This window comes from uncultured Microbacterium sp. (genome assembly GCF_963528945.1).
Taxonomy (GTDB): Bacteria; Actinomycetota; Actinomycetes; order Actinomycetales; family Microbacteriaceae; genus Microbacterium.
On the sequence record NZ_CAURWX010000001.1, the window covers coordinates 38,747 to 65,446 of the forward strand.

The window sequence follows — 26,700 nt, forward strand, 5'->3', positions numbered from 1 at the left end:
AGACTGTTGTAGGCTGTTCTACGGCCCGCTGAGCGGGTCAGGAGCGCCCCTAGCTCAATGGATAGAGCATCTGACTACGGATCAGAAGGTTGGGGGTTCGAGTCCCTCGGGGCGCACCAGTTGAAACCCCCGTCGCGAAAGCGGCGGGGGTTTCGTCGTCTCCAGCATCCGCCATCCGCCATCCCCATCCGGCATCCCCATCCGGCATCCTCGCCATCCCCACCCGCGTCCCTGCTGCTCCCTGCGCCCCGAGTACCCCCACAACTTCGGAGTCGTGCGCCGACACTCCGCCCTCGAGGGCGCAACGGCGGCGTGTCGCGGTGCAACTCCGAAGTTGTGCGAGGCCGTGGGTGCGGGGCGGTGTGGGAGCCGCGGCGGCGCGGGGTGGAATTGGGTGCAGAAGAATATGCACATCGGTATTTCGAAATGCTTATTGTGCCCAGGGTGAGGAATGCGCGGCGTTGGCGCAGAGACGCGCGAAAAGGCTGATCATTACGCCAGACGGTGATATACCTCGAAATGTCGGCGCGTCGCGAAATAGTGCTTGCTCTTTGGTGGTGCATTAGTCCACTGTGAATTCCCGAAGCGGCGCCTTTGCGCTGCCGGGGAACATCCGAGGGGGATGCACGTGTCCGGAGGCAATATTCGGCGTGCCGTGGCGCGCGCGACTGTCGCGGTGATCGCACTGTCGGCGATGGTGATGACGCCCGGTGTCGCGATCGCAGCGACCGGTGCGGAGGCCGCGATCGCGTCCGCGGCGGCCGCGGCCCCGGCGTGGAGTGCCGCCGACGGGGTCGCAGCGGAGAGAGCCGTCGACGCCACCACCGGCGGGCCTGTCTTCGCCGCCGCGGACACGAAGGACGCCGACGACGACGCGATCCCCGACGTCGTCGAGCGCGAGGTCTGCGGCACGGCGACCTGCGCCCTGGGCACCGAGGACCGCGACGACGACGGCATCCCCGACTGGACCGAGGTGCTCTCGTGCGACACGACCACCTGTGCGTCGCCCACGAAGGATGCGGACAAGGACGGCATCCCCGACTTCGCCGAACGCCTGGTGTGCGACACGAACACCTGCTCGAACTCGCTCGAAGACGCCGACAACGACCGCATCGGCGACTGGGTCGAGTTCGTGATCTGCGGCACCCGCGCCTGCGCCGACGGCTCGGAGGACTACGACGGCAACGGCGTCTCGGATGCCGCGGAGCTCGCGGCGTGCGTGGTGCGCATCGACGACCTCGCCCTCACCGGGGGCACTCTCGCGCTCTGGATCGTCATCCTCGCCGTCGTGCTGATCGGCGGCGGTCTCGCACTGTGGGTGTGGCAACGCCGCCGCGCCGCCCGCCCGGCGGCGGACGACAGTGACGACGAAGCCATCGACGACCTCGCAGAAGACCTGCGCGACGACGCGGATGCCGCCACCTCCGACCCCGTGCCCGACGACGACCACGAGAACCCGGGCGAACGCGCGGTCGACGACCCCGACGGCGACGACCCCGCCTCCGAGCGGGGCCGCTGATGCGCGGCCGCACCCTCGCGATCTCGACGATCGCGTCGCTCGTGCTGGGTCTCGGCGCCGTCGCTCCGGCCCCGATGACGGCCGCCGAACTCATGGAGGCCGCGCGGCAGGAGGTGCTGCAGCGCGTCTACGCTGCTGCCGGTCTCACCTCCGACGGCGAGCTCGACGAGAGCGACGACGCGGGAGACGGCGATGTTGCGGCATCCGGGTCCGGCGCCGCCACGACGACGTCCGGCGCAATCGCCCGGGCGGCGTCGCATCAGACGACCGCGAATCAGGTGTCCGGCGCGCAGCCGTCGACCGTCGGCCGCACCGCGAGGAGCGTCCCTGCCGCGGCATCCGACCTGGCCCCCGATGAGCCGACCGACATCGCCTCGGATGAGCTCGGCGTGCAGGCGACCTTCTCGGGCCACGACCTCGCCGGCCCCGTCGATCTCACCCTCACCGAGGCGCCGTCCGAGATCGAAGCGCGCCGCAAGGCCGTCGTCGACACCTCGGGCATCGTCGTGAGCGATCCGATCGAGATCGTCGCCCGCGACGACGCCGGCGAGAAGGTGACCAGCTTCCCCGCCGAGCTGATCGACGTGCCCGACGACGATCCCGCGAACGGCGCGACCGTGAAGGACGTGATCCCGGGCATCGCGCTCGAGTTCGACGTCGATCAGAAGCGCATCGACGAGGAGCGTGTCGAGCCGTCGACCCTGCGGATCTTCACCCGGTCGACCCCGAGTGATCCGTGGACCGAGCTGCCGTCGTACTTCGATCCCGAGACGCAGACGGTGAAGGGCGAGTCCGACCACCTGTCGCAGTTCGTGGTGATCGGCACTCCGGCGCCCGACCCCGCCCGGCCCGTCGTGGTGCTCGACCCCGACAACGACGAGGGCGTCGTGCAGACGCCCGCCCCGGCCACGGAGTATCCCTACAACTGGCAGCTCGTGCAGGGCCTGGCCGGCTACCTCGCGCTGCAGTGCAACGCACAGGTGGTCATCACCCGACCGCCCGGTGTGCCGTTCGTCACACGAGAGACGCGTGCAGGCCGCGCCGCCGCAGCGAACCCCGTCGCCACCGTGGGCTTCGGCTTCGCGACGTGGGAGGGGCGCGCCTGGGGAAACGAGTCCGAGGGCGGCACGATGGCGTACTCGCGCGGCTCCGGGGCCGACAATGCCCTGCGCGACTCGTTCGTCACCCACATGCCGACCTACACCGGTCGCCCCGCGGCGGTCGAGCCGTCGAACGCGAACTTCCCGTTCGCCGAGTTCGCGGGAGTCCCCGGTGCGTACGCGCACATCGAAACGCTGTTCCTCGACCACAACTACGACCGTCCGGTGATCGATCAGGGCTTCGGGCACATCGTCGACGGTGCGTTCCGCAGCCTCGGCGGCTACCTCGAAGGCGTCGGTTTCGACTGCACCGACCCCGTGCTGGGCGGGTGGCCGGCGCCGCCGTCGCAGGCCGAGATCGCGCGGTGGCGGCACCTCGGCTACCAGAACTACCAGACGTATGGCGCCGACCCGGTGTCGTTCTCGACCGGCAACCTGGTCGAGTCGTTCCCGCTGTTCGAGCTGACTGGCCGCGGCGAGCAGTCGATCGCGGTCGACCTCGTCTACAACGCGCAGGACGGTCGTCTCTCCCGGGTCGGGGCGGGCTGGACATTCGGGCTCGGGGCCCGCGCGCAGCGGTTCGACGACGATTCGGTCATGGTCGTGCGCGGCGACGGCGCATCCTTCGTCTTCGAGAGCGATGGTGCAGGCGGGTACACGGGGGAGGAGGGCCTCGGGCTCACGCTCACCGAAGCCGGCTCCGGGCAGTTGCAGCTCGACAGCGACGAGGGCGAGACGTGGGTGTTCGATGCCGCGGATGCCTGGGGCATCGGTGAACTTGTGCGTCATGTCGACCGGCAGGGCAACGCGACGACCCTGACCTACGGGCCCGCCGACCGGAACGTGCACCAGTTCACGCCGCTGACCTCGATCACGGATGCCGCGGGGCAGACCGTGCAGGTGACGAGCGACGGCGTCGGTCGCATCACGGCCTTCACCCTGCCCGACGGGCGCACGTGGTCACTGGCCTACAACGACGCGGGCGACCTGATGTCGATCACCGACGCCGACGGCTCGGTGCAGTCGTTCACCTACGACGCCGCGCACCGCATGCTCACCGCGGTCGACGGCAACGGCGTGACGTACCTGGTGAACGAGTACGACGAGGCCGGCCGCGTCGTACGGCAGCTCGATGCCGAGCAGAACGTGCGCACCTTCGCGTATGCCGAGGGCGAGACGACGTACACCGACAACCAGGGCGGCACCGCGGTCTTCGCCTACGACGATCAGTTCCGCATCACCGGCATCACCGACACCGCGGGCGAGACGGCCACGTGGGAGTTCGACGAGCGCGGCGACGTCGTCTCGCACACCGACGAGGCCGGGCGCACCTGGTCGTACACGTACGACGACGACGGCAACCTCCTCGAGGAGGTCGATCCGGCCGGCGCCGTCACCACCTACACGTACACCGACGACGGCGACGTCGAGACGGTGACCGACCTCGACGGCGAGCGATCCGAGACGAGCGTCTACGACGAGCGCGGCCTCGTCACCGAGGTGCGGCAGGCCGACGGCACGACCGTGCGGTTCGAGTACGACGCGGCGGGCGACCTCGTGCGCAGCATCCTGCCCTCGGGAGCGGCGACGACCTACGCCTACGACGCGCGCGGCAACCTCGTCTCGTCGACCGATCCCGTCGGTCGGGTCACGACCTATGCCTACGACGCCAGCAACCGGCTGGCGACGGTCACCGATCCGGCGGGCGGTGTCTCGTCGTTCGCCTGGGATGCCGGCGACCGCCTGGCGTCGACGACCGATGGTGAGGGCGGCGTGACGACCTACGCCTACGACGGCAGCGGGCAGCTCGTCTCGGCGACCGACCCGATGGGTGCGGTCACCGGCTATCAGTGGGATTCGCTGGCGCGGCTCGTCACCGTCACCGATCCCGAGGGTGGTACGTCGACCTTCGCGTACGACGGCGAGGACAACCTCGTGGCGACCTCCGACCCCGAGGGCGGCACGACGGCGTTCGTCCTCGACGAGGCGTATCGCACCGTCGGCGTCGTCGATCCGAACGGCGGCGAGTGGGAGCGCCGGTACGACGAGACCGGGGTGCAGACAGCATCCGTCGATCCGCTCGGTGGCGAGACGGTCTCGACACTCGACGACCTCGGACGCCCGACGACCACGACCGATCCGACGGGCGCGGCGGCGACGATCGCCTATGACGACGCGGGCCGCGTGGTGTCGCAGACGGATGCCGCGGGTGGTGTCACGACGTACGACTACGACGCGATGGACCGGGTGACGCTCGTCACCGATCCCGCAGGCTTCGAGACCGAGTACCTGTACGACGTCGACGGCAACCTCGTCGGGATGGTCGACCGTAACGGCAATCCGACGCTGTACGAGGTGGATGCCGCGGGCCAGGTGCTCCGCGAGACCGACGCGACCGGGGCGGTCACCGAGTTCACCTACGACGGTGCAGGACGCGTGACGAGCATCCTCGATGCCGATGGCCGAACCACCGCGATCGAGTACGACCGCGACGGGCAGCAGACGGCGATCGTCGCACCCGGAGGGGCACGCACGACGTTCGCGTACGACGCCGCGGGGCGGCTGGTGTCGCAGACCGACGCCCTGGGCGCCGTCACGGCGTTCGCGTACGACAGGGCCTCGCGCACCGTCTCGCAGACCGACCCGCTCGGCGGGGTCACCACCTACGCCTACGACAAGGCCGGCCGGCAGACGGGTGTCACCGACCCGGCGGGCGAGACGACCGCGTTCGCCTACGACGACGCGGGGCAGCTCGTGGAGGTGACCGAGGGCGTCGATGCGGGCTCAGCGGCGACGGCCGATGCGAACGTGAAGACGGCATATGCCTACACGGCGAGCGGTCTGCTGGAGCGCATCACGAACCCGGTGGGTGCGGAGACGTCGTTCTCGTACGACGCGGCGGGCCGTCCGACGGCGGAAACCGGGCCCACCGGCATCGTCACGAACACGGCGTACGACGCGGCCGGGCGGGTGTCACGCGTGACGAACCCCGCGGGCCTCGTGGCGGCGTACACGTACGACGAACGCGGCGACATCGCGTCGCTCGCGCGCGCCGACGGCACGGTGTCGTTCGAGTACGACGGCGAGCAGCGGCCCATCGTGATGGACGATCCGACGGGCACGACCGGGTGGGTGTACGACGAGGTGGGGCGCCTGCTCGAGCAGACCGACACCCGCGGCAACACGCTCACCTCCACCTACACGAAGGCCGGTCTGCGGCAGTCGTTGACCTACCCCGACGGCAGCGAGACGGCGTACACGTTCGACGCCGCGGGTGACGTGGCGACCCAGTCCACGCCCGACGGCGTGGTCGAGTATGCGTGGGATGCCGAGAGTCGGCTCGTCGGTATCACGCGCCCGAATCAGGTGACGAGCTCGTTCGCCTACGACGCGCTCGGGCAGGTGACGTCGGTGCGGCACGAGACCCCCGCCGCTCCTGCAGCGGCTGAGTCTGCGGACGAGCCGGCCGTTCCGCTGCAGACCGAGGCGGCGCAGTGCCGTGCGGTCGGCACGTATTTGGCGGAGCGTCAGGCTCCCGCCGCGGGCCAACAGAAGCCCTGCGTGAAGACGTGGGACTACCTAGAGCGGCGCACGCTGCCCGAGGTAGAGTCGCCCGTTCCCGCCGGGGCGTCGCTCGAGTACTCCTACGAGTACGACGCCGCGGGGAAGGTGACGGACTCGGTGCGCACGATCACCGGGCCCGAGATGCCGGCGCCGGTCGCTGCGCCGGATGCGCCCGCGGTGCCGTCGGCTCCGGTCGACGCGGTAGAGTCCGCCGCCCCTGTGCAGGAGGTAGCGACGCTGTCGCACGCGTATTCGTACGACGGTCTCGGGCGGGTGACGCAGTCTGCGGCATCCGACGGTGAGACGAGCACGTACGGTTACGACGCGGCTGGCAATCGCACCTCGTGGGCAGTCGCTGGCGGTGAGGCGGGCGCGTCGGAGACGGTCGCGCAGTACAACCCGGCCGGGCAACTGATGTCGACCACGACGACCGGTGCCGGCGCGGGAACCGCGTCATATGCCTACGACGGCGCGGGGAACCGGTCGTCGCAGACGGTGAATGGTGTGCCGACGTCGTTCGGTCACGACCCCGCTGGGCGCCTGCTGACGACGCAGACCGACGGTCGGTCGACGTCGTACGCGTATGACGGGTTGGACCGTCGGGTGTCGGCGACGGATGAGACCGGGTTCGGGTCGGATGAGACGTCGACGGTGTGGGACGGGCTGTCTCCGGTGGCGACCGAGAGCGGGTTGCACGGGTCGACGGAGCTGCTGCGGGATCCGACCGGCGAGGTGGTGTTCCAGGCGGGCGCGTACGCGGACGAGTGGGTGCTGGGTGATGCGCGGAATGCGACGGCGACGGCGGATGCTGCGGGCCGGATCACCGATCTGGTCGACTACGCCGACTTCGGTGGCGCGGACTTCGAGTCGTCGGGGTGGGGTTCGCTGGTCGGCAACGACGGTCAACCGGGCGACGCGACCCTCGGGTTGGATCACTACTACGCGCGGGACTACGACACCGCGACGGGGTCGTGGGTGCAGCCGGATCAGTGGCGAGGGCTGCTGGTCAGGCCGCAGTCGCTGAACCGTTTCGCGTACGTCGAGAACGACCCGGTGGGGTTGAGCGACTACCTTGGGTACCTGCCCATCGGAGGCGGACTCAAGGCCGGCATCGCGAAGGCGCGCCTCGGGCCGGCACTGAAGAAGGCGCAGCTGATGGCCGGCCTCCGGGCGACGAACCCCGCCCGACCGATCAGCGGAGCCCACGTGCCTCGGGGTATCGCCAAGCCGACCGCCAGCAGCGTCCGGTCGAAGACGACGCTGTCTCGCGGAGGAGGCCGGCCCGGTTCGGGAGTGAGTACCCCTACGTCGCGGTCGGGGCGCTTCACTTCGCTTCGGCACCATGCGCCGGCGAGGTCCGGCGATTGTCCGCCGGGTTCTGTCTGGGTTGAGGGGCAGTACGTCGATCAATGCGTCAGCCAAGAGGCCTACGACCGGTACGACGTCACACCGGAGGAATTTCAAGGATTCTTGCGAGGGCTTTTGCGAGGCGCTTCGCGGGTACTCACTTGGACCGGAGCGATCGTGAGCACCATCGGGGCTGGCCTCGGCATATTGAGCACTGTTACCGGCCCGGGGGTGGCTATCGGCGCAGGTGCTGCACGAGTGCTTTCGGTCGTGGGAACGGCGGCGTCTTGGGGCGGTTTGATGATTGACTGCTCCCTGGGCGAGCCGACGTGTGGCGCAGGAGCACTTACCCTTGGGCAGGGCACGATGATCGGAGTCGGCGGTCCTCCGATCGCCGGGGACATCTTCTCAGCGATTACCGGCTGGGCATGGGTCATAGTGGCGGAGACGAATGCGGGGTGAGCTATGTTTCGAAAACACTTGATCTTGTCCAGAGCGCTCGTGTTCGTTGCGATCAGCATGGTCGCGGCAGCGCTGGCAAGTGCTGTTCTTCCGCGAGCGACGATGTTGATGCCGATCGCCACGGTCGTCATCTTCCTCGCGGCGCCTCTCGTAGGAGCGATCTCTTTCCGCTACGGAGAACCGCGGATACTTCGAAGCATGCTCGCTCGCGCGACGCAATCCAGCAGGGTTCACGGCGGGGTAGTGCTCGCTTCGTCTTTGCGGCGGCTGGACGCTCTCGATCGCGCCAACCCTCCCAAAGGGACCGAAACTTTTGCTCAGCGCGTTTCTCGCTCGGACACCGCTGTTATGGCCGCGAGCCGCCTGATAGCCGTGAACGTCAACGAAGGGATCGAGCTGAGGACTGGGCGGGATGCGAATCGGTTGGTGGTGATGATTCCGCACGAGCGATACTCGCTCGAAGCTGGTCGTGTGGGTGCCGTGCTGAAGATTCGAGGCCGCGATGGTGCTGACGTTGTGTCGTTCTCCGTTGTCAGCGCCGACACCGCGAAGCTCGTTCCCCTGGGGCTTGCGGCTGCGCAGAGCGCGCTAGGCACGGGCCGCGCCGGTGACGCATGATCCGAGGAATGAGCGCACCACTTCATCACATGGGTACAGATCAGATGACCGTTACACAGCTGGACTTCCTTTGGCGAACAGAGGCGCCTTGGATCTACGTCGGTACCGGGGAGCAATCCCGGACCAGTGCTCTGCCTCCGCTGTTTTATTCGATGGCTGGGTTGAACGTATTCGTACGAAGGTTGCGCGGGTGGAAGATGCGCGACACGCAGGGGTTGATGGATGAGTTCTCGGCCGCGCTGCAGTTCTTCGACGGGTTTGGGGAGAACTGGTACGCCCTAGAGGATTGTCTCGAAAGTCTGGATGACTGGTGGACGGCGGATGCGTACGTTCTGGTGATCGAACGCGCGGAGGAGTTGCTGGTCGGGGACGATGTGGGGCTTGAGGGGCTACTTGTGTCCCTGCAGGCGGCCGGGAGGTTCTGGTCTCAGGCGGTGACGTCACCTAAGGCATACGAGCGGATGGCCGTGCCGTTTCACGTCCTTTTGAACGTCACTGACACGCACTCGGAAGCCGTCGAGCGGGTTCGACGAGTGGCAGAAGGGGCCGGGGTGGCTCTCCGGCTCTGAACCGAGGTCATTCCTCGCCCGCGTCGTTGTGCGGCGGCGTGGGAGCGATCGGGGTCGCTGGCGTCATAAAACGGATGCTCTTACGTCATCTTCAGTAGGCGCGGGTGTGCGACGCCGGAATGCTCCACGCTGAAGGTACCGAGGGGAAGCGCCATGATTCGGGTGGGTGAAAACGTCCCTGCGAGCCGTGGTAGGAGCTCGCGGACTTGGATTGCCAGGATCGCTCCGAGGGTCACGGGGAGCCGTCGAGGCGCACGGGTTGTCCTTCTCGGGCTATTGGCTGCGGCTCTTCTGCCCCTCGGCGCGTGCGATCAAGCTCGGAACCTCGCACTCGCGGTTCAGCGGGTCGGTGAGGACATGCACATCGTCGCATGTGAGCCGATCACCGCCACGCAAATCTCCGTCAGCGTGGGAGATATACCCGGCCGGGAGAGGAAGAAGGTGTGGACTGTTGAGGGGAGGCATAGTTGGCGCGTGGGGGAGACCATTGGCCTTTTTCAGCCCCCGCCCGGGATGACCGAGGTCGGGGCCGCCCGTGTTGATGTGTCGGAATGGTCGAGCATGTCCATCAACGTTTTCGGCGAGCCGGATGGGGTATCGATTTATGACGTTGAGGATCTCAACGAGCAAGACTGGCTCCGCTGGGACGGAACGGTCGCGCGAGATCCATGCCCGGCGCTCTGAAGGAACCCCAGGTGATGTCGCACGTTGAGACCGATCTGGCAACAGTGGTGGCTGGCGACGTGGAACGTCTTCAAGCCTTGAAGCGCTATTCGCTCCGTGAGCTGTCGTTGGCAGCCCGGAGCGGCGGCGACGCTCTCACCCTTACAAGCGCAACACTCGCTGACGTTGTCGAGGGTCTCAGAGCCAGACGTCTCAAGGAGAGCGCGGTGCAGTTGTGGGCGGCGTTCTTGAGATGGGGTCTGCTCCCGACGACGACCGTGTAGCCGCCGAGGTGGTCGATATTGCCTTCGAGGCTGAGCGCCAAGACCAGATCGTCGAGGTGCTTGCGCGGCTGGATGAAATGGGCGACGTCGTAGATGGAGTCCTCTCAGATCTAGAGCTGGTGGAGATGTTGGCGGTACTGAGGTGACGCGACCAATGGATGACGCCCGGATGTGCAGGACGCACGAGCGAGAGCATGGGGATGCAGTCGTAGCGCCCGGGTCGATCAGGTAGTCGCGCAGTGATTATGCATCGGACTTTCATCAGGGGTGGACGAAGCACTGGCGTCCCAAACCAGGAGGTTCCATGTGACTCGAATTAGATACTCAATTTCTCAACCACAGCAGTCTTCACCTCTCGGCTGAAGACCTCGGTCTCGGCTTGTCTCTCGGGATCATCACGCCAACGACTGTGATTGCGATTGCGAGGCAGCACGGCCAAGAAGCTCTTCTGGATCCTGTCCTGCGGCAGCTTGCTGAGCTCGACGGCAGTGTGGTCGCGGAGATACGAGAAATCCTGGGCGCGGTGGAACCGGAAGAAGTGACGCTCGAACCACCGTCATCGGTTCGGAAGTGGCTCTATCTCGAGTTACTCGCAACCTACGAATTGCGGGGACAGCTCAGGGACCCCTTCGAGTTCGTCGAACGGATCTACGCGGACTTCGGGCATCCAACCTCCGTTGAGCCTTTTGTGCGGTACATGCCTGTCGCTGAAGGGGCACCCTCCGGGCTGAAAGCGATGATGGACAGTTGGGAGCAGTACCTCGTGAGTGAGGCCAAGGCGCTCACCGAGTCGAGTAGTGACCCGGGTAGCCGAGATGGACAGCGTCGTGCGCAGCAGGATGCGGAGTAAACGGGTAGCGGTGCGCCTGGCAGATCCGATGAGGGTGGGGCAGATGGACGTGTCGCTTGATCGAGCGATCTTTGTGGGAGCTTTCGGCGCGCAGCCTGGGGTGCTTCCGGACGGAACGATCGTGCAATCGAGTCCATCCGACTGGCCTCGCGTGTTGAAGGTGATCGAGGAGGCGGGTTGGCGCGCGGCGTGGACCTCGAATGGACGGACCGTGGAGGTCGCGGATCTGGCGAACGAGAGGTACCTCCATGAGTCGTTCGCCGTTCGACTGACAAACAGGGTCACCGTGAACTTCTTCTTCGATGTCGGTGAGATCACGTTCGACTTCGATCTTCGTGAACTCGTCGACCAAGCGGCGGTCGATGCGCTCTGCTCCCTCGTGGTTACGGCGGGGAACGCGTTGAATCGGCGGGTGGAGATAGCGCCGGAGGGGCAGACCGAAGTGAAAGTCGTTCAGTACTTTCCCGAAGGCCCCCGCTTCGTCGTCCGCGGAATCGCGAGTGCCTGAAGGTGCATAACGGCCGTGCCCGTGACCGGCCGCCTCAGATGGTGAATGGCATTCCGACCGCCCTCCGGCGGTAATCCGGTGGATGGTTGCTGTCGGCGTCATAAAACGGGCACTTCAACGTCATCCTCACTAGGAAGGGGATGCAACGTCGGTATGGACGGGAAGTGGACGTCACGAAGACCAGCTACGCCGCACCGGACGAGTCTCCGTGGGATGTTCAGGCCGAGGTCGAGGGTGCGTATGACGGGTTCGCAGGGGAGGGCGCGGGCCGCCCGACGGATGCTCCTGGCGGCAGTCGCACTTTTGGCAGCCGCGACGACCTCGTCGTGCAACCTGAACTGGGAGATCCGGGGACCATACGCGGTCGGCGTCGATGACGGTCGGCTGCTTCTCGCCGTCTGCGAGTCCGTGACCATCGAGTCGATCCGCGTGTTCGAGGCGCTTCGGAATTCAGACCGCACCGCCTCGAGGCTGGTCTGGGAGGCAGACGGGCCAGGATCGATCAGTGCAGGTCGAGTCTTGGTGGTGAGTGACGAAAATGACGGATTCCACAGCCACGTGCTGCGAACCCCGTCCCCGACGAGCGAGGTCCGCTACTTGCGGATCAGGGTGAACGACAACAGCGACCCGACGCTCGCGGGATCCGTATACATTCCGGACGGCGGTCTCGTTGAGGGGGAGTGGGCCACGCCCTCCGGTGAGACACGCGAGCAACCGTGCGGCGCGTCGGAGACCGTTGACGCGGCGGGCGCGTGATGGGTCGGGTTTGCGATGAAGATTGTGGAGGGTCTGGGTTGGTTGCTCGTGCTAGCCTCGCGGGGCTTGGCTAGGTGGGTTCTCTTGCCTCTCGCTCTTTTGACGTGGGTAACGGTGCATTGCTGGGCCCAGCGGGCTTCTCTGAAGCAGGCATTCGCGTGGTACGACGCGAACTTCATAGTGATGTTGGCTAACGGGCCACTCAGATTTGCGTTTCGGGCAAGCCCTCGGCCTCGATTCGTTCGGCTTTCTCGCATGAGGGAAGAACAGGAAAACGAGATCAGCTGGTCCGATCTCCTTCTCTAAACTCGGGGTCGTATTCGTTCGATGGTGCCATCGGGGTCTCCTCGGGATCGCTACTACGCGCGGGACCACGTCACCGCGGCCGGGTCGTGGGTGCACCCGGATCAGTGGCCGGGGCTGTTGGTCAGGCCGCAGTCGCTGAACCGCTTCGCGTACAGGCTGGGTCGTCCCCAAGCGAGGGTGTGAAGCCGCACGTGGCAAACGCCTATCAGCGCGCCAGCGTCAGAACTCGAGCGCTGGGTCGTCATTCTTCAGGGGAGATCATCCTCGTCCGACGTCGTCCGAGGAGCACAATGACAATCGAGAACTACATCGCGATCGCGATCGGGTTGCTGGAGCTGGTCTGCGGTCCTCTGCTGGTGCGTCATCGCGAGAAGGTGTTCCACTTCTTTAATGATGCGCAGCGCGCGCTGGGCGGGCGGGTCGGGCGCGTGACGGCCAAGGGGTCGAGCCCGTCCATGATGCGATTTCTCGGGGTGGTGCTGACGATGATGGGGGTCGTTACCATCGGCGCCGGTATTTTCGGGCGGGAGCCGTGATGAACGCCTTCACCATTGCTGTCGGCCTGCTCTTCGTGTTCGCCGGGGTGAGCGGTGTGACCATCCTCGCCATGCGTCACCGCATCCTACAATTCGTTCGAATGCGGTACGAGGAGGTCTTCCGTGAAGACCAACTGTCCGAAGCCGAGACTCAGGCCCGACTCCCGCGGATGTGGCTGGTGGTGTTCATCGGCGTGGGGTCTCTGATCGTCGCTGTCATAGCGGCGGTTGCCGGATGGACGAGCGTGACACAGTGAGCGGCACCGTCGTCCATCGCTTTCGGTGCCTCATCACATCGGAGGTGGTCCTGTGAAGGGGTGGCTCTTCCTGCTCATGGCGGTAGCGGGTGCGGCACTGATCGCGCTGTCCGTCTGGTTGGACGTTCGCGATGGTGTGCCGACGATGCGGAAGGGCGATCAGCCGTTCGAAGCCGTGCTCGCCGGGGGACTCGGTATCGCACTCCTCGGTAACGGACTCGCCGGCGTCTGGCGGGCGCTTCAACGGTGGTGGCGCGCGCAGAATGCGCAGGTCGAACCATGAAGCGACCACCCAAGTCGTCTGAAGGGTGCGTACACGCGGAAGCCATTTCGGAAGAGGGCACGGTGATCACCCGTTCTGATCAGCGGGCGATCGTGCGCGCGGCGATAACCAAGTCGTGGATGCGCCAAGCGCTCGTCAGTCTGTTCGTCGGTGTTGAGGTGGGTTTACTAGCGCAGGGGCAGCTCGGTCTGGCTCCAGGGGTGGGGCATTGGGTGCTGCTGGTCATCGCAGTGAGCTTGCTCCTCTTCGCCCTCATGCTCGTCGGTACCGTGCGACGCTCGCGCGTTGCTTGCTCGATCGGCGCCCGGATAACAGTCGCCGCGCTCTCAGACGGACTCCTGGTCAAACGGGGATCAGAGGAGACCGTCTACGAGTGGGACCACCTCGGCCGCCTACAACGTGCTCGTGGCGCGGTCAGCTTTCGGGTGGTGAGCACATGGATCATCGTTCCCGCGCGGGCGGTCTCAACGGCTGAGTTCGAGGAGATGCGACGTCTCGTGGAAGTGGCGCATCGCCCGACTGCGGAGGCAAGTGCGTCGATGAGCGAGAGCACGGCGAGCGGATTGCCGGAAGAAGGTATGTCCAATGTCATCGTCATCACGGCGCGCGACCAATGGAAAGGAGTGAGAAGCCAACTCAAGCGTCTGGCGCTGCTCCTCATCCTCGGGTTCTGCGCGGGAGCTGCATTGGTGGTCATAGCGAGCACGGCCCTCGCTGAAGGCCCCACCCCGGACGTCTGCGCGCTCCTCGCTTCCGGCCTCGGGCTGTGGGCGATGACCGCTGCCATTCCCGTTCAGATACGGATTGGTCTCTCGCGCGCCTGGCCTGTGGGATCGAGACACGTCATTGCGATCACAGAAGATTGTTTGTTGCTCCGGCAGGCGGGGGTGAGAGTTCGCTGGTCCTGGAATCAAATAGCTCACCTGGCCAAGAACTCGGGCTCCGTCACGTTCATGAAGGACGGCGTCCCCGTTCTCCTCCCGTCCCGGCTTGTCACACCGGAGATCTTCGCTGCGATGAGATCGCATTCACGCATCTCGATCGGTGACGCGCGTGGGCGATGAGACCCGGCTCCCAGATCGAAAGGGGATGCTGGCGGGGTTCGTCATCGTCGGCGCCATCACCGTGCTCGCGGAAACGGTCGCGGTATTCACGGTCGTCAGCTGGCCGCTCTCTCTGCAGGTACTCGCAGCTTCTCCGCTCTGGATCGCTCTACACGTCGGCGCGCACTGTGCCCTCGCCGCGATCGCGGGCTTCATAAGCTGGCGCGTCATCTGGCACGAGCATGAAGCGGGGCATCCGCTGTTCGTCATCGATGCAGCAGCCGGTCCGCTTGCGGTCGCGGTCGTCTTCGGCATCCCCTTCGTCGTTCTGCCTGTCTTCCTCTGGTTCATCTCGCTGTCGTTGCTCGCGCTCGGGCTGCTGATGAGCTCCGCCGGCTACTACCTCGTCGCGAGAAGTGCTCTGGTCAGACCGGCGGCTACCGCTGACCAAGAATCGCTTCAAGGCAGTCGCGGCGCGCGTACGCGAGGACGCACACAGTGAGAGCGCACGTGGGTTCAGCAGGGGTGGTGCTGGCGTACCTCGCCGTTGTGCTCGTGGCTCTCGCCGCTTCGGCCGCGCTCGGGTTGCCAGGGATGCTCCGGTCGGTCGAGGAGAGTTACCAGCATCCATCGCTCGACTCCCTGGCGCGTGTGCTCAGCGGTGTGCCTGTCGCCACGGCGGCGGTCGTCGTGCTTTCCATCGTCGCCCACGCCCTGTTCCGGGCATCCGGCGTGGCGTGGCATGCCTTCGCGTTCTCCATGGCATCGGCCGCCGCATGGCCGATCGCCTGCTGGCAGTCGTATGCACTTGAGGGGACAGGAAGTGGTACGTGGGTGACGGCCGTATCCGGGGCCGCGTTGCTCCTTCCCCCATTCGGCGTGCCGGCGTCGCTTCTGTGGCTCATCGTCCGCCGCGTCGGCAGAGTGGATGTGCCGCCGTCGATACAGTCTGGAACCGACACATGGCATCACCTCTGAGAAGGCGGAATGTCAGGCCGAGCGCTCCCGCTACCCCTCCACGAGGCTCGTGATCGCCGGATCGCGCCTCGCCACCTCGACCGCGGTGGCGACGATCACGCGGCGCATCGCCGACACGGCGACGGCGGGTGTCACGTCCGACCGGTGGGCGAGGCTGACGGTGCGGGTCATCATCGGGTGCGACAGGCGCATCGAGCGCAGTCCGGGCTGGTCGAGCAGCACCATCGCGGGCACCACGGCCACGCCGAGGCCTCGTTCGACGAAGCGCAACACGGCGTCCATCTCGGCTCCGGCGAGCACGGGTGTGGGTTCAAGGCCCTCGCTGCGGAAGGCGGCATCCGTCGTCGCCCGCAGTTCGTAGGTCTCGTCGAAGGTGATGAGCGGGAGCAGGGCGAGGTCGGCGAGGCCGATCGATGCCCCCTGCGAGAGCGGCGGCTGCGCGGCGGATGACACGACGACGAGCTCCTCGGTCAGCAGCGGCATGCGTGTGAGGCTGACGCCCGCGGGAGGTGGACCGGCCGACTCGGTGATGAGAGCCATGTCGACCGCGCCGACGGCGACCTGCTCGACGAGCGCGCGAGACCCGGCCTCGGCGAGCTGCAGCTCGATGCCGGGGTGGGAGACGTGGAACGCGGCCAGCGCCTCGGCCACGAGGCTCATGCAGAGCGTGGGCGGGGCGCCGAGGCGCACGCGTCCACGGCGCAAACCCGCCAGCTCGCCCATCTCGTCGCGGATCGCCTCGGCCTCGGCGAGCATGCGCTGAGCGCGGGGGAGCAGCGTCTCGCCGGCGGTGGTCAGGGCGATGTGACCGCGTGCGCGGTGGAAGAGTTCTGCTCCGAGTTCGCGCTCGAGCGTCGAGATCTGCCGGCTCAGCGAGGGCTGCGCGAGATGCAGGTGCTCGGATGCCCGGGTGAAATGGCCGAGGCGCGCCACCTCGACGAACCCGCGGAGCTGCTCCAGGTTCATGTCCATAGCCTACCCGCATGGTTCACAGAGGAACTATGCATTGGATATGTGAAGCGGGGCTGCCTAGCGTCGAAGGCATGAGCACTCGCGAGCGCCAGATCTCCACCACCGTCCTCGTCATCGGCACCGGCGGGTCGGGCCTGCGCGCCGCGATCGAGGTCGCCGAGCATGGCGTCGACGTGCTCGCGGTCGGCAAACGCCCCGGCAGGATGCGCATACCTCGCTCGCCGCGGGCGGCATCAACGCGGCCCTCGGCACGATGGACGCCGACGACTCCTGGCAGCAGCACGCCGCAGACACCATCAAGGAGAGCTACCTGCTCGCCAACCCGCACACGGTCGAGATCGTCACGCGCGGCGCCGAGCGGGGCATCCGCGATCTCGAACGATGGGGCATGGACTTCGCCCGGGAAGACGACGGACGCATCTCGCAGCGGTTCTTCGGCGCCCACACCTTCCGCCGCACCGCCTTCTCGGGCGACTACACCGGCCTCGAGATCCAGCGCACGCTCGTGCGGCGGGCCGAGCAGCTCGACGTGCCCATCCTCGACAACGTCTACATCACCCGCCTCCTCGTACGTGACAACGTGATCTTCGGCGCCTACGGCTTCGACCAGGCCGACGGCACCCGCTACCTCATCCACGCGGATGCCGTCATCCTCGCCGCCGGCGGACACAACCGCATCTGGCGCCGCACCTCCTCACGGCGCGACGAGAACACCGGCGACTCCTTCCGCCTCGCGGTCGAAGCCGGCGCACGGCTGCGCGACCCCGAGCTCGTGCAGTTCCACCCGTCCGGCATCCTCGAACCCGAGAACGCCGCAGGCACCCTCATCTCCGAGGCGGCGCGCGGGGAGGGCGGCGTTCTGCGCAACGCCCTCGGCGAGCGGTTCATGTCGACCTACGACCCGGAGCGCATGGAGTTGTCGACCCGCGACCGCGTCGCGCTCGCCGCCTACACCGAGATCAAAGAGGGGCGCGGCACCGAGAACGGCGGCGTCTGGCTCGACGTCTCGCACCTGCCGCGCGAGACGATCATGACCCGCCTGCCGCGCGTCTACCAGACGATGATGGAGCTGCAGATGCGCGACATCACGACCGATCCGATCGAGATCGCGCCGACCGCGCACTACTCGATGGGCGGCGTCTGGGTGCGGCCGGACGACCACCAGACCGACGTCGATGGGCTCTACGCGATCGGCGAGGCATCGAGCGGGCTGCATGGCGCGAACCGGCTGGGCGGCAACTCCCTCATCGAGCTGCTCGTCTACGGACGCATCGTCGGGCAGGCGGCCATCCACCACGCGGCATCGCTCGACGCGCAGCGCCGATCGGCGGATGCGGTGAACGCCGCGCGCGCCGAGATCGACGACCTGCTCGCCGCCGACGGGCGCGAGAACGTGCGCGCCCTGCAGCGTGCGATCCGCAACACCATGACCGAGCACGCGGGCGTGGTGCGGTCGGAGGAAGGGTTGCGTCAGGGCCTCGCCGAGCTCGACCTCATCGAGGGGCGGATGGAGGATGTGGGCATCCACCCCGACATCGCGGGGTTCCAGGACCTCGCGCACGCGTTCGACCTCAAGGCCTCGGCGCTCGCGGCCCGGGCGACCATGGAGGCCGCGTTGGAGCGTCGGGAGACCCGCGGATGCCACAACCGCAGCGACTTCCCCGACACCGATCCGACGCTGCAGGTGAACCTCGTCTGGTCGCCGACCGCCGGAGTGACGCGCGAGGAGATCCCCGCCGTTCCCGACGAGATCGCCGCGCTGATGCGCGAGGTCGACACCGCGGGCAAGCTCGTCGAGTAGCGGTTGTGCGTGCGCGCTCCCTCGACCGTGAGGGGTCAAGACTCGCCGTATCGTGCGGGTGAGACACGGCACTTTCTGACCCCTCACGCGAAGGAGCTGCCCTCACGCGAGGGGGCTGCCCTCGCACGAGGGGCACGCCCCACGTGAGGGGAGCGGCCTCACTCCTCGGTGTCGATGACTCCGATCCCGACTGCCTGATGATCGGGATCGGAGTCGTCCTTCTCGGGAGCCTTGGGCTCTTCGCCGGGCGCCTTCTCGGTGCTCGGCTCCTGAAGCTCGTCGGTGCTCGGCACCTCGTCGTCGTCGGCCTGCTCGGGGCTGTCGGCCTCGGGCGGCGTCGTCGCCTCGCCCACCGCCTGGTCGGGCTCGGGCGTGCTGTCCTGCGGGCCCCCCTGCTCGGGCATGTGCGTCTCGGTCGACGCGGGCGTCGGGGTGGGGGTCTGCGCCTCGGGCGAGAGCTCGTCGGCGGGGTCCTGGGCGGGAGTGCTGTCGGTCATGATGATCCCCTTTCGCGTGTGCTTTCCCCCAGCATGCGGCGGATGCCGGGTCGCGGGCAGGGGGTTGACGGGTCGCGCTCGCGGAGGCATCCGCACCCCGCGGGTTAACGGCCGTGAACCGAACCGCTGCCGACGGCGTAGCCTGGTAGGGTGACAGCGTACGTCTCGGCCTTCGACCTCTTCTCCATCGGAGTGGGGCCTTCGAGCTCCCACACGGTCGGGCCGATGCGGGCGGCGCTCGACTTCGCCCGGCGGCTCGAATCCTCGGGCACCCTCCGGCGCGCGGCGCGAGTCGGCTGCACGCTCTACGGCTCGCTTGGCGCAACCGGTATCGGCCACGGCACGCCGGATGCCGTCGTCGCGGGCCTCCGCGGGCTCTCGCCCGAGACCTGCGACCCGGCCGAGGTGCGCGCGGCATGGAGTGCGTACCCCGAGGGCGCGCCCCTACGGCTCGCGGGCATCCACGACGTGACTTTCGCCAAGGACGACATCGTGTTCGCCCCGCGCACCCGTCTGCCCGGGCATCCGAACGCCATGACCCTCACCGCCGCAGACGCGGCCGGAGCGGTCATCGCCGAGGAGACCTACTACTCCGTCGGCGGAGGGTTCATCCGTCGTGACGGCGAGGAAGCGGCCGTCGTATCCGCCGGCTTCCCCTACTCCTACGCCGATGCCGCGTCACTGCTCGCGCTCTGCGACGAGCACGGCCTGTCGATCGCCGAGGTCGCACGGCTCAACGAGACCGCGATCCGCGATGAGCAGGAGGTCGCCTCCGGCCTCGACGCCATCTGGAACGCGATGGCCGGATGCGTCGACGCCGGTCTGCACGCCGACGGTGTGCTGCCCGGAATCCTCCAGGTGAAGCGACGCGCGAGTGTGATCCGCGGACAGCTCGAGGCCTCGGAAGCCGACGGGCATCGTGAGCTGCCGGGCGAATGGCTCGGCGCCTTCGCACTCGCCGTCAACGAGGAGAACGCGGCGGGCGGGCGCGTCGTCACCGCGCCGACGAACGGCGCCGCCGGCATCCTGCCCGCCGTGGCGATGTACTGGTGGCGGTTCCTCGCCGACTCCGGCCTCGGTGCGGGCAACGCGGTGACGCCCTACGGTGAACTGGTCGGCAGCGCCCTGCTCGGTTTCGAGGCGGATGCGCGGGCACTCCCGGCCGTCGACGGACTGGACGAGGAGCAGACCGCCGAAGCGAACCGCCGCCGCGGCATCCGTCGGTTCCTGCTCACCGCGACCGCGCTGGGATCGCTGTTCAAGGCGAATGCGTCGATCTCGGGGGCCGAAGGCGGGTGCCAGGCCGAAGTCGGGTCGGCGTGCGCGATGGCCGCCGGCGGACTCACCGCGGTCATGGGCGGCACGAACCGGCAGATCGAGAACGCCGCCGAGATCGCCATGGAGCACCACCTCGGACTCACGTGCGACCCCATCGGGGGTCTCGTGCAGATCCCCTGCATCGAGCGCAACGCCATCGCCGCCTCGACCGCCGTCACGGCGGCTCGCCTCGCGCTGCGCGGCGACGGCAGCCACTACGTCTCGCTCGACGCCGTCGTCGAGACCATGCGACAGACCGGGCTCGACATGTCGACGAAGTACAAGGAGACCAGCGAGGGCGGCCTCGCGGTCAACGTCATCGAGTGCTGAGGGCCCGCCCCACGACGGTCACCTCGACGCAGGCGGAACGAGGTGCTGCTACGTAGGGCGACGCGGGAGCATAATCGCTTCATGGATGCCGGATCGGTGAGCGAGGGCGCCGCCGTCGAGATCTCGCACCTTCGAGTGCGCCGCGGCCGCGTGCGCGTCTTCGACGGGATCGGACTGAGCGTGCCGCGCGGCCAGATCACCGGGCTGCTCGGGCCGTCGGGATGCGGGAAGACCACGCTGATGCGCGCCATCGTGGGTGTGCAGCGCATCGAATCCGGACGCATCACGGTGCTCGGCGAACGCGGCGGATCGCCCTCGCTGCGCCGCCGCGTCGCCTACGGCACCCAGGGTGCGTCGGTGTACGCCGACCTGACCGTTCGGCAGAACCTCGTGTACTTCGCGCGCTTGTTGCGCGCGCCGAGAGGCGATGTCGATCGGGTGCTCTCCGAGGTGGGGCTGGGCACTCAGGCGGACCAGGTCGTCGAGTCGCTCAGCGGTGGGCAGAGGAATCGCGTGTCGCTCGCCATCGCGCTGATCGGGGCGCCCGAAGTCATCGTGCTCGACGAGCCGACCGTAGGCCTCGACCCCGTACTGCGCGCCGAGCTGTGGGTGCTATTCCGCCGCCTTGCCGACCGCGGTGCGACCCTGATCGTCTCGAGCCACGTCCTGGACGAAGCGACGCGCTGCGACCGCCTGCTGCTGATGCGCGACGGCCAGATCATCGCCGATACGACCCCGCAGGGACTCCTCCAGACGACCGGCGCCGCCGACGCGGAGGCCGCCTTCCTCACGCTGATCGCACACGACCGCGGCGAGGCATCAGCCCCGACCGGCATCACGACGCGTCGGTCGCGCCGGCCCCGGACAGAGGGCGTCAGTGGATGAACGGCACCCGGATGCTCTCCACCGCGGTCCGCGTGCTCGCGCAGCTGCGCCACGACCCGCGCTCGATCGCGCTCATGCTCGTCGCCCCGAGTTTTCTCGTGGGACTCTTCGCGTGGCTGTTCAGCGATCAGGATGGGGTGTTCGACCGGTTCGGCGGGCCGATTCTCGCGCTGTTCCCCTTCATCGTCATGTTCCTCGTGACCTCGATCACCACGCTGCGCGAGAGACGGTCCGGCACGCTCGAACGTCTCCTGACGACTCCGCTCGGCAAGCCCGACTTCATCCTCGGCTACGCGCTCGCGTTCGGAACCGTGGCGCTGCTGCAGGCGGTGATCACCGTGTCCTTCGCCGTCGGGGTGTGCGGTCTCACCGTCGACGGGCCGCTGTGGCAGCTCGGACTCGTGGCCATCGTCGACGCCCTGCTCGGCACCGCGCTCGGACTGCTTGCGAGCGCCTTCGCTCAGACCGAATTCCAGGCGGTGCAGTTCATGCCCGTGCTGGTGTTCCCGCAGATCATCCTCGGCGGACTCTTCATGCCCCGTGACCGGATGCCCGACGTGCTCTTCGCGATATCGGACTGGCTGCCGCTGAGCCACGCGATCGACGCGATCGACGCCGTCACCTCAGGCGACGACGGGTGGGACGTGTTCGGCCCGTTGTGCGTCGTGGGGGCGTTCACCGTCGGGGCGCTGGTGCTCGCGTCGCTGACACTGCGGCGGCGCACGCGTTGAGGCGCAGCCGACCGCGCGCCGATGTGCAGCGGTCTCAGCGGGCAGCGCGGTTCTTGGTGTGCCGCGTCGGCGCGGCGGCCCACGGGTCCTCGGGCCACGGATGCTTGGGGTACCGGCCGCGCATCTCGGCGCGCACCTGCGCATACGGGCCCGACCAGAACGAGGCGAGGTCGGCCGTGACCGCAAGAGGACGGCCGGCGGGGGAGAGGAGATGGAAGAGCACGGGAACGCGGCCGTCGACCAGCCGCGGCGTCTCGGCCCAGCCGAAGCACTCCTGCAGCTTCACGGCGACGACGGGGCGGGCATCCGGCTCATCGGGCGCCGGGTAGGCGATGCGGATGCGCGAGCCGCTGGGTACCTCGAGCCGCTCGGGCACGAGCTCGTCGAAGCGACTCGCCTCGGGCCAGGGCAGCAGTCGTCGGAGCGCGGAGGTCAGGTCGACCCGGGCCGCGGGGGTGCCGCCGGCGAGAGCATCGAGCTCCGGCGACAGCCAGGAGTCGAGCGCGGCGACGAGTGCTCCGTCAGACACGTCCGGCCACGGGTTGCCCCCCTCGCGGTGCAGCAGCGCCAGACGGTTCCGCAAATCGACGGCCGACGCCGACCAGGTGAACATGCCCAGCCCCTCACGATGCAGGGCGCGCCGCACCGCATCTCGGCCCTCCGCCGCCGACGCGCGCACCGGCGCCGAGGAACGGAGGATTGCGCCCACTCGGCGCTCGCGACGCGCCTGCACGCGACCTCCGACGAACTCCGCCTCGACGCGGTCGGTGAGCAGGTGGCTGGCCGCGAACTCCATCTGCTTCTCGGTGAGCACCGCCGCCGACCGGACGACCGCACCGGAGCCCGCCGCCGCCCGCCCGCCGGCTCGCGTGACATCGGCGATCGCCAGCCACTCGACGGCCGCGAGGGGACCGCTCACCCCGGCGCGAGTTCCGGAGGCCAACAGAACCGTCGCGCCCTCCGCCGTGCGGTCGACGCGTCGGGCGATCCGCTCGGGGAACGCGAGCGCGATCACGAGGCCGACGCCGTCGAGGTCGGAGCGCACGCCCGGCGCGGGCGTGGTCATGCGCTCCAGGCGATCCGCCTCGCTGCGCCACCGCCGGGCCTCCGGCGATCCGCCGCTCCGCAGCGCGACGAGCGCCCGCGCAACGTCGGAATCGGCCGTACGCACCTCGCCGCCGAGCAGCGCGACGACCTCGGCGGCGAGGCGGGAACCCACCACCGGGCTGCCGTCACGCAGGGCACGTGCCAGTCGGGGATCGGTCGGGATGCGGGCGAGGTCTCGACCGGCTGACGTCGCACGGCCCTCGTCATCGATCGCCCCCAGGTCGCGCAGCACTCGGAGGGCATCCGCCAGATTCTCCGCAGGCAGCGGGTCGATCAGTCGCAGGCCCGAACCGCCCGGTGCGCCCCAGCAGGCGAGCAGCAGGGCCGCATCGGCGAGGTCGGTCGAGGCGATCTCGGGGGTCGGTCGCGCGGGAGCCGTGGCGTAGGTGCGCTCGTCGACGCAGCGCACCACGATGCCCGGGCCCTGTCGGGTGGCGCGCCCGGCGCGCTGCACGCTCGACGAGCGGGAGGCGGCGGCGGTCACGAGACCCGTCATCCCGCGTGCGGTGTCGCGCTGAGGCATGCGCGCGAGGCAGGTGTCCACCACGAGACGCACGCCAGGCACGGTGAGCGAGGACTCTGCGAGCGAGGTCGCGACGATGATGCGCGTGGGCTCGTCGGGGCGGCGGCCGCGGATCACCGCATCCTGTTCGGCGGCCGGCAGACGGCCGTGCAGCTCACGCACGTCGAACCCGTCGGTCGTGTCGCGCAGGCGGCGGGCGACCTCCGACACCTCGCGCGCACCCGGCGCGAAGACCAGCACGTCGGCCGCGGAGTCGTCGTGGCGCAGATCGATCGCAGCCGATGCCGTGGTGCGCGCGACATGGTCGAGGAAAACGCGGGTGACTCCGCGGTCGTCGAGGCGCGGCGCAGGGCTCGGCGCCCACCGCTCAGTGAGCGGGAAAGCGGGAACGTCGTGCGTGACGACGGGAGCGGGTGCCCCATCCGACCCGATCACGGCCGCGATGCGTGCGGCGTCCAGAGTCGCCGACATGGCGAGAAGCACGAGGTCTTCGCGCAGCTCCCGCACCTCCGAGAGCAGGCCGATCAGCAGGTCGGTCTCGATCGCGCGCTCGTGCACCTCGTCGATGATCACGGCATCCACGCCCGTGAGGCCGGGGTCGTCGAGCAGACGCCGCAGCAGCACGCCCGCCGTGACGAACTCGACCCGCGTCTGCGGCCCGACCGCGCGCTCGCCGCGGACGGTGAAACCGACGCGGGTGCCGAGCGGCGAGCCGTCGAGCTGCGCCAGACGGCGCGCGGCGGCCCGCGCGGCCACGCGGCGCGGCTGGGTCACGATCACACGACCCGACGACCGCGAGGCGAGCAGCGGCGGAACGAGAGTGGTCTTGCCTGTGCCAGGGGGAGCGCTCACGACGACCGAGGTGCTCGTGTCGAGCGCCGCCCGAAGCGCCTCGATCGCCGCGGCGAACGACAGCCCCGCGCCGATCGCGGCGAGGTCGAAGGCGGCGGACGTCATGCCTCCAGTCTGCCCCGGCGCGGGGTTCCGCCGCGCCGAGGCGGGGAGGGGGTGACCATAACTCAGGACCGCCGGTCGGAACCGGCCGGCGCAAGCGCGAAAATCGGCTGCGGGCCGGTCTCGTCCTGAGTTGTGGACCGCGTATGGAGCAGAAGCGCCCGCGCAGACGACGGATGCCGCGACCGGATCGGCCGCGGCATCCGCGTTGTGCTGTGTTATTCGGCCGCCGCAGGGGGCGGCGGGGGCGGAGTCGCCGGGGTGCTGGTCCGGGGCGCCGACGCCGACGATGACGCCGGGTCGGGTGCGGGGGCGGATGCCTCGGCCATGCCGGCCCCGATCCCGCGGCCCACGGCCTGGCCCTGAATGATGCCGGCCAGGTCGAGCCCGGTGGCGGAGTGCACGCTGTCGAACACCGAGCGCAGGGCCTTGGCGCTGTCGGCGCCCACGACCTGGGAGGCGCCGTCCTCGCCGGAGCCGCCGACGATCGACACGTTGCCGATCGCGGCGTAGCCCTTGGCGAACTCGCCCATGATCGACGGGAGCACCTCGAGCACGCGCTGCGAGAGGAACGCCTCCTGGTTCGAGGCGATGGCCTTCGCCTCGGCCTCGACGGCGGCGGCACGCGCCTCACCCTCGGCGCGGATCGCGTCGGCTTCGGCGCTCGCGCGCAGACGACGCGCTTCGGCCTCGGCCTCGGCCTTCGAGCGCAGGGCGTCGGCCTCACCGGTGGCGGTGGCGACCGCGGCCGCCGCCTCACCGTCGGCGCGGGCCTTGTCGGCCTGGGCCTGCTGCTCGGCGATGCGGGTGCGGGCCTCGGCCTGCTTGACCTGCTCGATCGCGGCAGCCTCGGCAGCCCGCTCACGCGTGTACAGCTCGGCCTGCGCGCGCGTCTCGGCCTCGTAGCGCTGAGCGTCGGCGACGCGCTTGACGTCGGCGTCGAGCTGGGCCTGGCGGTTCTCGGCCTGCTGCTGCAGCACCGCCTGCTGCGCCTGCTCGCGAGCGAGGTTCTCGGCCTGTTCGGCCTCGGCGCGCGCTCGACCGATGCCGGCGTTGGCGTTCGCGGTGTTGGTGTCGAGCGCCGTCTGCTCGATCAGGTTCGCTTCCTGGTTGGCGATGAACTTCTGGTTGATCGCGCGGTCGGCATTCGTCTGCGAGATCTCGGCGGCCTGACGCTTCGCCTGGATCTCGGGCGCACCCAGCGACTGGATGTAGCCGACCTTGTCGGTGATGCCCTTGATCTGGAACGAGTCGAGGATGAGGCCCTGCTCGGCGAGCTCCTGCGAGACGTCGGCGGCGATCTGGTCGGAGAACTTCTTTCGCTCCCGCATGAGCTCGACGACCGAGAGCGTGGCGACGATGCCGCGGAGCGCACCTTCGAGCTGCTCGGTGGTGAACTGCTCGATCGCCTTGTCCTGTGAGGCGAAGCGCTCGGCGGCGCGGCGCACGTACACCGGGTCGGATCCGATCTTCACGATCGCGACGCCGTCGACGTTGAGAGTGACGTTGTCGAGCGACTGCGCCTCGGCGTTGAGCGACACCTGACGCGAGCGCAGCGAGATGATCTCGTGCCGCTGCGTGATCGGGTTGACGAGCGACTTGCCGTTCACGATGACCGTGACGGGCGACTCCTCGACCTCGGGGCGCGTGGTGGTGGTGCCGTCGGGATTGACCGACGCGACGGTGCGTTGCACCTTTTGCTTGCGTCCCGAGATGACGAGCGCCTCGTCGGCGCGCGCGACCTTGATCCAGCTGCGTGCGAACAGCAGCAGGATCAGCAGGACGACGACGGCGGCGACGAGCGCGATACCGACGATGACGAGGATGCCGATGGCTCCGGCGATCTCCATGGATAGACCTCCCTGTTCCCCCCTCGGGGGCGGTCCGGGCCCGGCGTCGTGCCGGGCTCTCAGCATCCACCCTGCCAGAACACAGGAACG

General features: G+C 68.5%; 21 protein-coding genes, 1 tRNA gene and 2 pseudogenes. 20 read left to right on the forward strand and 4 right to left on the reverse strand.

From position 1 onward, the window contains the following. The first annotated feature begins 43 nt into the window (after positions 1-43). From RWS82_RS00185 to RWS82_RS00260, 16 genes and pseudogenes are all read left to right on the forward strand, one after another. Positions 44-119: transfer RNA gene (locus RWS82_RS00185), tRNA-Arg, on the forward strand. A gap of 536 nt (positions 120-655) precedes the next feature. Then, a complete protein-coding gene (locus RWS82_RS00190) occupies positions 656-1,519 on the forward strand; it encodes a hypothetical protein (protein WP_314645612.1) in 864 nt (287 codons plus the stop codon). Further along, the gene (locus RWS82_RS00195) at positions 1,519-7,992 is read left to right on the forward strand and encodes an RHS repeat-associated core domain-containing protein (RefSeq protein ID WP_314645615.1); all 6,474 of its coding nucleotides are present in this window, start codon (positions 1,519-1,521) and stop codon (positions 7,990-7,992) included. The genes RWS82_RS00190 and RWS82_RS00195 overlap by 1 nt, the downstream gene beginning before the upstream one ends. A 3-nt stretch (positions 7,993-7,995) precedes the next feature. Then, positions 7,996-8,610 carry a hypothetical protein gene (locus tag RWS82_RS00200; RefSeq protein ID WP_314645618.1) on the forward strand — a complete coding sequence of 205 codons (615 nt, stop codon included), beginning with the start codon at positions 7,996-7,998 and terminating at the stop codon, positions 8,608-8,610. A gap of 8 nt (positions 8,611-8,618) precedes the next feature. Continuing rightward, positions 8,619-9,179 (forward strand): barstar family protein, encoded by a 561-nt coding sequence (locus RWS82_RS00205; protein ID WP_314645621.1) that lies wholly within the window; start codon positions 8,619-8,621, stop codon positions 9,177-9,179. Between the two features lie 357 nt (positions 9,180-9,536). Further along, positions 9,537-9,863, forward strand: a complete 327-nt coding sequence (locus RWS82_RS00210) for a hypothetical protein (RefSeq protein WP_314645622.1) — start codon at positions 9,537-9,539, stop codon at positions 9,861-9,863. Between the two features lie 214 nt (positions 9,864-10,077). After that, entirely contained in the window at positions 10,078-10,272 is a 195-nt protein-coding gene (locus tag RWS82_RS00215) for a hypothetical protein (RefSeq protein WP_314645623.1), read from the forward strand. A gap of 227 nt (positions 10,273-10,499) precedes the next feature. Beyond that, positions 10,500-10,976 (forward strand): annotated as a pseudogene (locus tag RWS82_RS00220) (DUF2247 family protein); the annotation flags it as partial. A 43-nt stretch (positions 10,977-11,019) separates the two neighbouring features. Continuing rightward, positions 11,020-11,484 carry a hypothetical protein gene (locus RWS82_RS00225; RefSeq protein WP_314645625.1) on the forward strand — a complete coding sequence of 155 codons (465 nt, stop codon included), beginning with the start codon at positions 11,020-11,022 and terminating at the stop codon, positions 11,482-11,484. A 240-nt stretch (positions 11,485-11,724) separates the two neighbouring features. Next, complete coding sequence (locus tag RWS82_RS00230; protein ID WP_314645628.1) at positions 11,725-12,240, forward strand: hypothetical protein; 516 nt, start codon at positions 11,725-11,727, stop codon at positions 12,238-12,240. 596 nt (positions 12,241-12,836) lie between these two features. Next, complete coding sequence (locus RWS82_RS00235; protein ID WP_314645630.1) at positions 12,837-13,082, forward strand: hypothetical protein; 246 nt, start codon at positions 12,837-12,839, stop codon at positions 13,080-13,082. Then, the gene (locus tag RWS82_RS00240) at positions 13,082-13,339 is read left to right on the forward strand and encodes a hypothetical protein (RefSeq protein WP_314645631.1); all 258 of its coding nucleotides are present in this window, start codon (positions 13,082-13,084) and stop codon (positions 13,337-13,339) included. Before RWS82_RS00235 ends, RWS82_RS00240 begins: the two co-directional genes overlap by 1 nt. 52 nt (positions 13,340-13,391) lie before the next feature. Then, entirely contained in the window at positions 13,392-13,622 is a 231-nt protein-coding gene (locus RWS82_RS00245; protein ID WP_314645632.1) for a hypothetical protein, read from the forward strand. 62 nt (positions 13,623-13,684) lie between these two features. Continuing rightward, positions 13,685-14,686: a hypothetical protein gene (locus RWS82_RS00250; RefSeq protein ID WP_314645633.1), complete on the forward strand. Its 1,002-nt coding sequence runs from the start codon at positions 13,685-13,687 to the stop codon at positions 14,684-14,686. Further along, positions 14,676-15,167, forward strand: a complete 492-nt coding sequence (locus tag RWS82_RS00255; protein WP_314645636.1) for a hypothetical protein — start codon at positions 14,676-14,678, stop codon at positions 15,165-15,167. The genes RWS82_RS00250 and RWS82_RS00255 overlap by 11 nt, the downstream gene beginning before the upstream one ends. Before the next feature lie 26 nt (positions 15,168-15,193). After that, positions 15,194-15,643, forward strand: a complete 450-nt coding sequence (locus RWS82_RS00260; RefSeq protein ID WP_314645638.1) for a hypothetical protein — start codon at positions 15,194-15,196, stop codon at positions 15,641-15,643. A 30-nt stretch (positions 15,644-15,673) separates the two neighbouring features. Here RWS82_RS00260 and RWS82_RS00265 read toward each other — a convergent pair whose 3' ends face one another. Beyond that, positions 15,674-16,609: a LysR family transcriptional regulator gene (locus tag RWS82_RS00265; RefSeq protein WP_314645641.1), complete on the reverse strand. Its 936-nt coding sequence runs from the start codon at positions 16,607-16,609 to the stop codon at positions 15,674-15,676. Between the two features lie 77 nt (positions 16,610-16,686). Here RWS82_RS00265 and RWS82_RS00270 point away from each other — a divergent pair. Then, positions 16,687-18,416: pseudogene (locus RWS82_RS00270) on the forward strand (L-aspartate oxidase). Between the two features lie 158 nt (positions 18,417-18,574). On the opposite strand, the gene RWS82_RS00275 reads toward RWS82_RS00270, so the two are convergent. Next, positions 18,575-18,913, reverse strand: a complete 339-nt coding sequence (locus tag RWS82_RS00275; RefSeq protein WP_314645644.1) for a hypothetical protein — start codon at positions 18,911-18,913, stop codon at positions 18,575-18,577. Between the two features lie 150 nt (positions 18,914-19,063). Here RWS82_RS00275 and RWS82_RS00280 point away from each other — a divergent pair, with 150 nt between their 5' ends. The 3 genes from RWS82_RS00280 (at position 19,064) to RWS82_RS00290 (ending at position 22,176) form a co-directional block, all read left to right on the forward strand. Continuing rightward, positions 19,064-20,560 carry an L-serine ammonia-lyase, iron-sulfur-dependent, subunit alpha gene (locus RWS82_RS00280; RefSeq protein WP_314645647.1) on the forward strand — a complete coding sequence of 499 codons (1,497 nt, stop codon included), beginning with the start codon at positions 19,064-19,066 and terminating at the stop codon, positions 20,558-20,560. 81 nt (positions 20,561-20,641) lie between these two features. Further along, positions 20,642-21,445 carry an ABC transporter ATP-binding protein gene (locus RWS82_RS00285; protein ID WP_314645650.1) on the forward strand — a complete coding sequence of 268 codons (804 nt, stop codon included), beginning with the start codon at positions 20,642-20,644 and terminating at the stop codon, positions 21,443-21,445. Continuing rightward, positions 21,442-22,176 carry an ABC transporter permease gene (locus RWS82_RS00290; RefSeq protein ID WP_314645653.1) on the forward strand — a complete coding sequence of 245 codons (735 nt, stop codon included), beginning with the start codon at positions 21,442-21,444 and terminating at the stop codon, positions 22,174-22,176. The genes RWS82_RS00285 and RWS82_RS00290 overlap by 4 nt, the downstream gene beginning before the upstream one ends. Before the next feature lie 34 nt (positions 22,177-22,210). On the opposite strand, the gene hrpB is transcribed toward RWS82_RS00290, so the two are convergent. Further along, a complete protein-coding gene (gene hrpB, locus RWS82_RS00295; RefSeq protein ID WP_314645654.1) occupies positions 22,211-24,763 on the reverse strand; it encodes an ATP-dependent helicase HrpB in 2,553 nt (850 codons plus the stop codon). A 215-nt stretch (positions 24,764-24,978) separates the two neighbouring features. Next, the gene (locus tag RWS82_RS00300) at positions 24,979-26,610 is read right to left on the reverse strand and encodes an SPFH domain-containing protein (RefSeq protein WP_314645655.1); all 1,632 of its coding nucleotides are present in this window, start codon (positions 26,608-26,610) and stop codon (positions 24,979-24,981) included. Positions 26,611-26,700: the final 90 nt, after the last annotated feature.